Origin of the sequence: Mesorhizobium sp. M0983, from assembly GCF_040318975.1 — a bacterium.
Classification (GTDB): domain Bacteria; phylum Pseudomonadota; class Alphaproteobacteria; order Rhizobiales; family Rhizobiaceae; genus Mesorhizobium.
The window spans coordinates 158,037-166,101 of record NZ_JAMYNH010000012.1 but is presented as its reverse complement, the minus strand read 5'-3'; the positions used below and the strand labels follow the sequence as shown (position 1 = coordinate 166,101).

The following is an 8,065-nucleotide window of genomic DNA, read 5'->3' as shown; positions in this document are numbered from 1 at the left end:
GAATCGGTGATTGCAACGTCACCACCGTGCCATGGCCGCTCGCCCTTCAGAGCAAGCGCCGTTCTCTCTCCAAAACTTTTTGCAGAACCTTCAGGACACTATCCCTGCAGGCAATTGAATTTCCGAGATTGGGGAAGACAGACGTCGAAGGTGGCGATCCTTCCCACCCCCCTCTGTCCTGCCGGACATCTCCCCCGCAAGAAGGGAGATCGGATGACGCTTTGGCTTTCGCCAACCACCAATGCTGCAAGGCAGGGCAATGAGGGGCAGTGCAACCTGAAGCGATTGCCTTGCAACGATCACTTCCGCGAGTTGCACCTAACCATCCCAGCGCTATCTATTTGGCCATGCCGCCCTTGCGGTTGACTTGGCAACAACCTTCCGATTTACACCGGACCACAAATTCCGGACAGCGCGGACCGTTTTCCCATGCTCGAAAAGACCTACGACGCCAAAGCCGTCGAGCCGAAGATTGCCAGGATATGGGAAGAGGCCGACGCGTTTCGGGCCGGTGCCGGCGCCGAGGAGGGGGCTGAAGCCTTCACCATCGTCATCCCGCCGCCGAACGTCACCGGCTCGCTGCATATGGGCCATGCGCTCAACAACACGCTGCAGGACATTCTGGTGCGCTTCGAGCGCATGCGCGGCAAGAACGTCTTGTGGCAGCCGGGCATGGATCATGCCGGCATCGCCACGCAGATGGTGGTCGAGCGCCAGCTGATGGAAAAGCAGATCCATCGCCGCGACCTGACGCGCGATGAGTTCATCGACAAGGTGTGGGAGTGGAAGGCCGAGTCCGGTGGCGCCATCCTCAACCAGCTGAAGCGGCTCGGGGCCTCGGCCGACTGGAGCCGCGAGCGCTTCACCATGGACGAGGGCCTGTCGAAGGCAGTGCTCGAAGTGTTCGTGACGCTCTACAAGGAAGGGCTGATCTACAAGGACAAGCGCCTTGTGAACTGGGACCCGAAGCTGTTGACCGCCATCTCGGATCTCGAGGTCGAGCAGCAGGAGGTCAACGGCAACCTCTGGCACTTCCGCTATCCGATCGAAGGCATGACCTTCGATCCGGAAAATCCGAAGACCTTCATCACCGTTGCGACGACCCGCCCCGAGACGATGCTGGGCGATACGGCTGTCGCAGTCCACCCCGACGACGAGCGTTTCCGGCATCTCGTCGGCAAGAACCTCATCCTGCCGATCGTCGGCCGCAAGATCCCGGTGGTGGCGGACGAGTATTCCGATCCCGAAAAAGGCAGCGGTGCGGTCAAGATCACACCGGCGCATGACTTCAACGATTTCGAGGTCGGCAAGCGCCACCGGCTGCCGGCGGTCAACATCCTCACCGTCAATGCGGCGGTGAGCCTCAAGGACAATGAGGACTTTCTGGCCGGACTGGAAGTGACGCCGGAGCGCCAGGCCGTCTGGGACGGCCTCGATGGCCTGGACCGTTTCGATGCGCGCAAGAAGATCGTCGAGCTGATGGAGGCGGGCGGCTTTCTCGAAAAGGTCGAGCCGCATCGCCATGCGGTGCCGCACGGCGACCGCGGCGGCGTGCCGATCGAGCCGTTTCTGACCGACCAGTGGTATGTCAATGCGGCGGAACTGGCCAAGCCGGCGATCGCCTCGGTGCGCGAGGGCCGCACCAATTTCGTGCCCAAAAACTGGGAAAAGACCTATTTCGACTGGATGGAGAACATCCAGCCCTGGTGCATTTCGCGCCAGCTCTGGTGGGGCCACCAGATCCCTGCCTGGTACGGGCCGGACGGGCATGTCTTTGTCGAAAAGACCGAGGAAGAAGCGCTCGGTGCCGCCGTCGAATATTATCTGGCGCTGGAAGGGCCGTGGAAGGCCTGGGTCGAGGACAAACTCGAGAATTTCCAGCCTGGCGAGATCCTGACCCGCGACGAGGACGTGCTCGACACATGGTTCTCGTCGGCGCTGTGGCCGTTCTCGACGCTCGGCTGGCCGGACCAGACGCCGGAGCTGGAGACCTATTACCCGACCGACGTGCTGGTCACCGGTTTCGACATCATCTTCTTCTGGGTCGCCCGCATGATGATGATGGGCCTGCATTTCATGGACCAGGAGCCGTTTCATACCGTTTATGTGCATGCGCTGGTTCGCGACAAGAATGGACAGAAGATGTCGAAGTCGAAAGGCAACGTCATCGATCCGCTCGACCTCATCGACGAATATGGCGCCGATGCGCTGCGCTTCACCTTGACGGTGATGGCAGCGCAAGGGCGCGACGTTAAGCTCGATCCGGCCCGCATTGCCGGCTATCGCAATTTCGGCACCAAGCTGTGGAACGCGACGCGCTTCGCCGAGATGAACGAAGTGGCGCGCGACGACGATTTCTGGCTGCAGGACGCCAAGCTGGCGGTCAACCGCTGGATCCTGACGGAGCTGACGCGAGCCGCGCGCGACATAACCGACGGCATCACCTCGTACCGCTTCAACGAGGCGGCGGGTGCTGCCTACCGGTTCGTCTGGAACCAGTTCTGCGACTGGTACCTGGAACTGCTGAAGCCGGTGTTCATGGGCACCGACGAGGCCGCCAAGGCCGAGAGCAGGGCATGCGTCGCCTTCGTGCTGGACGAGATCTACAAGCTGCTGCATCCGATGATGCCGTTCATGACCGAGGAACTGTGGGCCGAAACCGCCGGCGAAGGCAGGCAACGGCCGTCGCTGCTTTGTCATGCGGCTTGGCCGTCGCCCGACTTCGAGGACGAGGAGGCCGCCGCCGATATCAACTGGCTGGTCGATCTCGTCTCCGGCATCCGCTCGGTGCGTTCGGAAATGAACGTGCCGCCGGCAGCGATCGCGCCCCTGATGGTGATCGGTGCCAATGAAACGACCCACCAAAGGCTTGAGCGCCAGGCATCGGCCATCAAGCGGCTGGCGCGGGTCGGCGACATCTCGCTGGTCGATGCGGCGCCCAAGGGCTCCGCCCAGATCGTCGTCAACGAGGCGACCATCTGCCTGCCGCTCGGCAGCCTGATCGACGTTACAGCCGAGGCAGCGCGCCTGCAGAAGGAACTTGCCAAGGTGACCGAGGAAATTGCGCGGCTTTACAAGAAGCTGTCCAACGAGAAATTCGTCGCCAACGCACCGGACGAGGTGGTGGAGGCCGAGCGCGAAAAACTCGCCGAATATCGCGAGGCGCAAGAGAAGCTTTCGGTGGCATTGACGCGGGTGCGCGATGCCGGCTGATCGAACAAATTGGGCCGGCTGATAGAGCAAATTGGGCCGGCTGATCGAGCAGATTCGCCGGGTCACGAATCTGCTTTCCAGATGGGCTTCGTGCCACGAAAACAGGCATTCCGCAGCGTAAATCTTGAGGCAAACTGAATGTTTTTGCCCCATTGTTGCCATAATGTAACAATGGGTGGCTGCGCACGCGAAATGCCCAGTTTTGTCGTGATTTAGGCGATTTTCCCGATTTTTCTCATTGATTTGTACCGAGCCAGCCATTTTCCCGCCTTGTCGAGAAGGCCGACACCTTGTCGGAAATGCGTTCGGCCAGGGTGTACATGTACGCACGGCGAATTCGTTGTTGCGCCATTAACCTGAATTGGTTCTAGCTTGATGGAATGACATTCGGGGAGGAGATTCATGTGTTATTCGCGTCTGAAAGCGCTGCTGGGCGCAGCGGCCTTTTCGCTGGCTTTGGTCGGGACGGCGCACTCCGGAGGCTTTGACCGGGGCGGCGTCAACATCGACCAGCTGTTCGACGCGGCGCCATATTCGTTCGATGCAGGCGTCACCTATGTTTCGCCCCAACGCACGCTCAAAAATGTGCAGCGTCTGGACGGCTCGGGGCTGTCGACGTCGGCGGTGGATGTTGGTGGCGACTATGCGGTGCCGCATGTCGGCATCAAGGCCAACATCTTTGAGCCCGTAGACTGTCTTGCCACCTATACCAGACCGTATGGTGCGGACGCAAATTTCGGCATGAACAACGCCTATTCGCCGACAGCGGTCAAATACTCCGTGGACACAGACGATTTCGGTCTCACCTGCTCTTACAAGGTGAACGTCGGCAAGGGCGCCATACGATTCATTGGCGGTGTCTCCTACCAGCAGGTCGACGCGTTTCTGTCCCGCCAGACACTGCTCGCCTTCGGCAATACCGGCCTCGGCGTCTTCAAGCTGTCCGACGAGGCATGGGGTTGGCGTGCGGGCGCAGCCTATGAGATCCCCGAGATCGCTCTGCGCGCCAGCCTGATGTACTCTTCCAGCTATAAATATGACGGGCTGTCGGGAACGGTCGACACGACCGGCTTCAGGGGCGCCTTTCCAGCGGATCTGGTTCCTGGCTCTACCGGCGTGTACCCAGTCTCGGCGTCGGCCGAGATACCTCAGGCTCTGGAATTCAAGCTGCAGAGCGGTATAGCTCCTGGCTGGCTGGCCTTTGGTTCCATCCGCTGGCAGGAGTGGAGCAAGCTTGGCGTCATTGCCATCAATGGCGTGCGCAGTCCGGTAACCGGTGCTCCCTCGCCCGTTTCATTCGACCTGCTTTATCGCGACGGCTGGACGATCACGGGCGGTATCGGTCACAAGTTCACCGACCAATTGTCGGGCGTGGTTTCGCTGACCTGGGATCGCGGCACCTCGACGACCTCCGGCTATCAGTCGGATACCTGGGCCGTGGCCAGCGGCGTCTCCTATTCGCCGAACGACCAGGTCGAGGTCAGGCTCGGCGGCTCGATCGGTGTGCTGACGAGCGGGTCATCGACTTTCAGCGGTGTCGGCGACGTGGCAAATGCCGTCACCTATACCTACGGCAACGACCTGCTTCTCGCCGGTTCGGCTTCCGTCAAGATCAAGTTCTAACTACAAATTTTTAAACGACAAAACGGCCGGGCACTGCCCGGTCGTTTCGTTCGGTGCGTCATCCGTCATTCGGCCAGCGCAACAATTGCCCCCATGATGTTCGCTCCGATAATTGTGACGTTTCGGCAACAGTTTCTGAACAACCCTCGCGCCACCCGGCCGCCTGGGAACATTGCCCATTTCCCGCCATAAACCCGGCGCACCTCGAACTTGTCTCGGGACACGCGCCAAAAGGCTAGGCGAAGAGACAGGCCGCACCGCCCGCGGCAAGGACGAGTATGGACGCCAGAGCGATCTCCAAGGCCAAGCTGCCAAGCCGTCACGTGACCGTTGGTCCCGAGCGGGCGCCGCATCGCTCCTACCTCTATGCGATGGGGCTGTCGGCGGCCGAGATCGCGCAGCCGCTGGTTGGTGTCGCCAGCTGCTGGAACGAGGCCGCACCTTGCAACATCTCACTGATGCGCCAGGCGCAAGTGGTCAAGAAGGGCGTGGCGGCCGCCAAAGGCACGCCGCGCGAATTCTGCACCATCACCGTCACCGACGGCATCGCCATGGGCCACCAGGGCATGAAGTCGTCGCTGGTGTCACGCGAGGTCATCGCCGATTCAGTCGAGCTTACCATGCGCGGCCATTGCTACGATGCGCTGGTCGGCCTGGCCGGTTGCGACAAGTCGCTGCCCGGCATGATGATGGCTATGGTGCGCCTCAACGTGCCGTCGATCTTCATCTATGGCGGCTCGATCCTGCCCGGCAGCTACCGTGGCCGGCAGATCACCGTGCAGGACGTATTCGAGGCGGTCGGCCAGCATTCGGTCGGCACCATCGGCGACGCCGAACTGCTAGAAATCGAGCAAGCCGCGTGTCCGTCGGCCGGCTCCTGCGGCGCCCAGTTCACCGCCAACACCATGGCCACCGTCGCTGAGGCGATCGGCCTGGCGCTGCCCTATTCCTGCGGCGCGCCGGCACCCTACGAGATGCGCGACCGCTTCAATTTCGCTTCCGGCGAAAAGATCATGGAGTTGATCGCAAGGAACATCCGCCCTCGCGGCATCGTTACTATGAAAGCGTTGGAAAATGCCGCGACCGTGGTCTCGGCCACCGGCGGCTCGACCAACGCGGCGCTGCATCTGCCGGCGATCGCGCACGAAGCCGGGATAAAGTTCGACCTTTTCGACGTGGCCAGGATATTCGAAAAGACACCCTACATCGCCGACCTCAAGCCGGGCGGCAAATACGTCGCCAAGGACATGTTCGAGGCCGGCGGCATTCCGCTCTTGATGAAGACGCTGCTCGACCATGGCTATCTTCATGGCGATTGCCTGACGGTGACCGGCCGCACTTTGGCCGAAAATATGGAACATGTTTCCTGGAATGACAGCCAGGATGTGGTCCGTCCCGCCAACAAGCCGATTACCCAGACCGGCGGGGTCGTGGGCTTGAAGGGTAACCTTGCCCCCGAAGGCGCGATCGTGAAGGTCGCAGGCATGGCGGAACTCAAATTCTCGGGTCCGGCGCGCTGCTTCGATTCGGAAGAGGAATGTTTCGAGGCGGTTACGCGCCGTAACTATAGCGAAGGCGAGGTTCTCGTCATCCGTTACGAGGGTCCGCGCGGCGGCCCGGGCATGCGCGAAATGCTGTCGACGACGGCGGCTCTCTACGGCCAGGGCATGGGCGGCAAGGTGGCGCTCATCACCGACGGGCGTTTTTCTGGCGCGACGCGCGGTTTCTGCATCGGCCATGTCGGGCCGGAAGCGGCCGTCGGTGGCCCGATCGGGCTTCTGAAAGACGGCGACTTGATCTCGATCGATGCGGTGAACGGCACGATCGAGGTTGCATTGTCCAAAGCCGAACTGGCGGCGAGGGCAAAAGCATGGAAGGCGCGCACGACCGACTATCAGTCGGGCGCGATCTGGAAATACGCACAGACGGTCGGATCTGCCCGCGACGGCGCGGTCACCCATCCGGGCGGTGCCAAAGAAACACACTGCTATGCGGACATCTGAGTTGTTGAGGTCGTCTGTCCTTTCGGCACTGGTTGCGCTCGCCACGTTTGGCGCGACCTTAGGCGCCGTCGGCCAGGCCATGGCCTTCGACGACAAGGTGTTCGACGACAAGACCGGCGTGAAGCCGCAGTCGAGCCCGTGGGCGGTGTTCCAGTTCGGCTTTTCCGCTTACAAGAACGGCCATAAGGAGCAGGCCGCGGAAGCCTACAAATATGCCGCCGAGAACGGCCAGATCGGCGCCACCTGGAAGCTTGCGCGCATGTATGCCGAAGGCGATGGCGTGGCGCGAGACGACTACGCGGCATTCAAGTTCTTCAGCGAGATCGTCGACCAGGACGTCGAGCCCGGTTCGCCCGAGGAAAGCTATGTTTCGGACGCGCTGGTGGCGCTTGGCGACTATCTGAGGAAAGGCATTCCCGGCAGCCCCGTCGAGGAGAACGAGGTGGCGGCCCAGGAATATTACATGCGTGCCGCCGCCAACTACCGCAATCCGAACGCCCAGTTCGAGATGGGCCAGATGTTCCTCAAGGGCGAGGGCGGCGTCAAGGCCAGCGTCAAGCAGGCCGGACGCTGGTTCCAGCTGGCGGCCGAAAAGGGCCATGCGGGCGCGCAGGCGACGCTCGGCAACCTGCTTTTCCAAAGCGGCAAGATCGTCCGCGGGCTGGCGATGATGACCGCGGCACTCGAACGAGCCTCACCCGCCGACCAGCCATGGATCCGCGGCATGCAGGAAGAAGCGTTTGCCGCCGCCGGCGAAGCCGACCGTCGCACCGCGATTTCGCTGGCCGACGACATCCTGACCAAGGGTGGCGGCGACCAGTAGGCCGGCGGGATTGGTCGATTTAAATCAGTTCTCGGTCGGTTTCGCCGGCACGCCGCCGGGCGCCGGTGTTGATATCGGCGTGCCTTGCAGATGCGGGGCCAGTGTGTTCTCCGGGCAGCCGTCCCGCTGCTTTGTCCAGGACGTGTTGTTGAGCACCATCTCGCAGCGGGCGAGGTGGCTTTGTCCGGCAAGTGTCAGGCAGGCCATTTGACCGATCTGGAACGATTTGCCATTGGCAAGGCATAGCGGAGCGGCAACGGCCGGCATCGCGCCAAAAGCGAGCGCCGCGGCACACGTGCAAAGTGCAAGTCGGATAGTCATGGGAACCCCAGCCACCATGATGATTTCTCATCAAGCGCGCGATTTGTGGCGATAAGAGGTCAACTTCTCAATGTGCCGCCGG

Annotated in this window: 5 protein-coding genes; 4 read left to right on the top strand and 1 reads right to left on the bottom strand. The window is 61.7% G+C overall.

Annotation, left to right across the window (positions count from 1 at the left end; translation table 11 throughout):
• The first annotated feature begins 429 nt into the window (after positions 1-429).
• The 4 genes from NKH71_RS21925 (at position 430) to NKH71_RS21910 (ending at position 7,662) form a co-directional block, all read left to right on the top strand.
• Positions 430-3,213 carry a valine--tRNA ligase gene (locus NKH71_RS21925; RefSeq protein WP_352857558.1) on the top strand — a complete coding sequence of 928 codons (2,784 nt, stop codon included), beginning with the start codon at positions 430-432 and terminating at the stop codon, positions 3,211-3,213.
• 402 nt (positions 3,214-3,615) lie between these two features.
• Positions 3,616-4,836 (top strand): OmpP1/FadL family transporter, encoded by a 1,221-nt coding sequence (locus NKH71_RS21920; RefSeq protein WP_352482115.1) that lies wholly within the window; start codon positions 3,616-3,618, stop codon positions 4,834-4,836.
• Positions 4,837-5,114: 278 nt separating this feature from the next.
• Positions 5,115-6,839: a dihydroxy-acid dehydratase gene (gene ilvD / locus NKH71_RS21915; protein WP_352495392.1), complete on the top strand. Its 1,725-nt coding sequence runs from the start codon at positions 5,115-5,117 to the stop codon at positions 6,837-6,839.
• Positions 6,826-7,662, top strand: a complete 837-nt coding sequence (locus NKH71_RS21910) for a tetratricopeptide repeat protein (protein ID WP_023678939.1) — start codon at positions 6,826-6,828, stop codon at positions 7,660-7,662. The genes ilvD and NKH71_RS21910 overlap by 14 nt, the downstream gene beginning before the upstream one ends.
• Positions 7,663-7,686: 24 nt before the next feature.
• On the opposite strand, the gene NKH71_RS21905 is transcribed toward NKH71_RS21910, so the two are convergent.
• Positions 7,687-7,983 carry a hypothetical protein gene (locus NKH71_RS21905; RefSeq protein ID WP_502900409.1) on the bottom strand — a complete coding sequence of 99 codons (297 nt, stop codon included), beginning with the start codon at positions 7,981-7,983 and terminating at the stop codon, positions 7,687-7,689.
• Between the last annotated feature and the right edge of the window lie 82 nt (positions 7,984-8,065).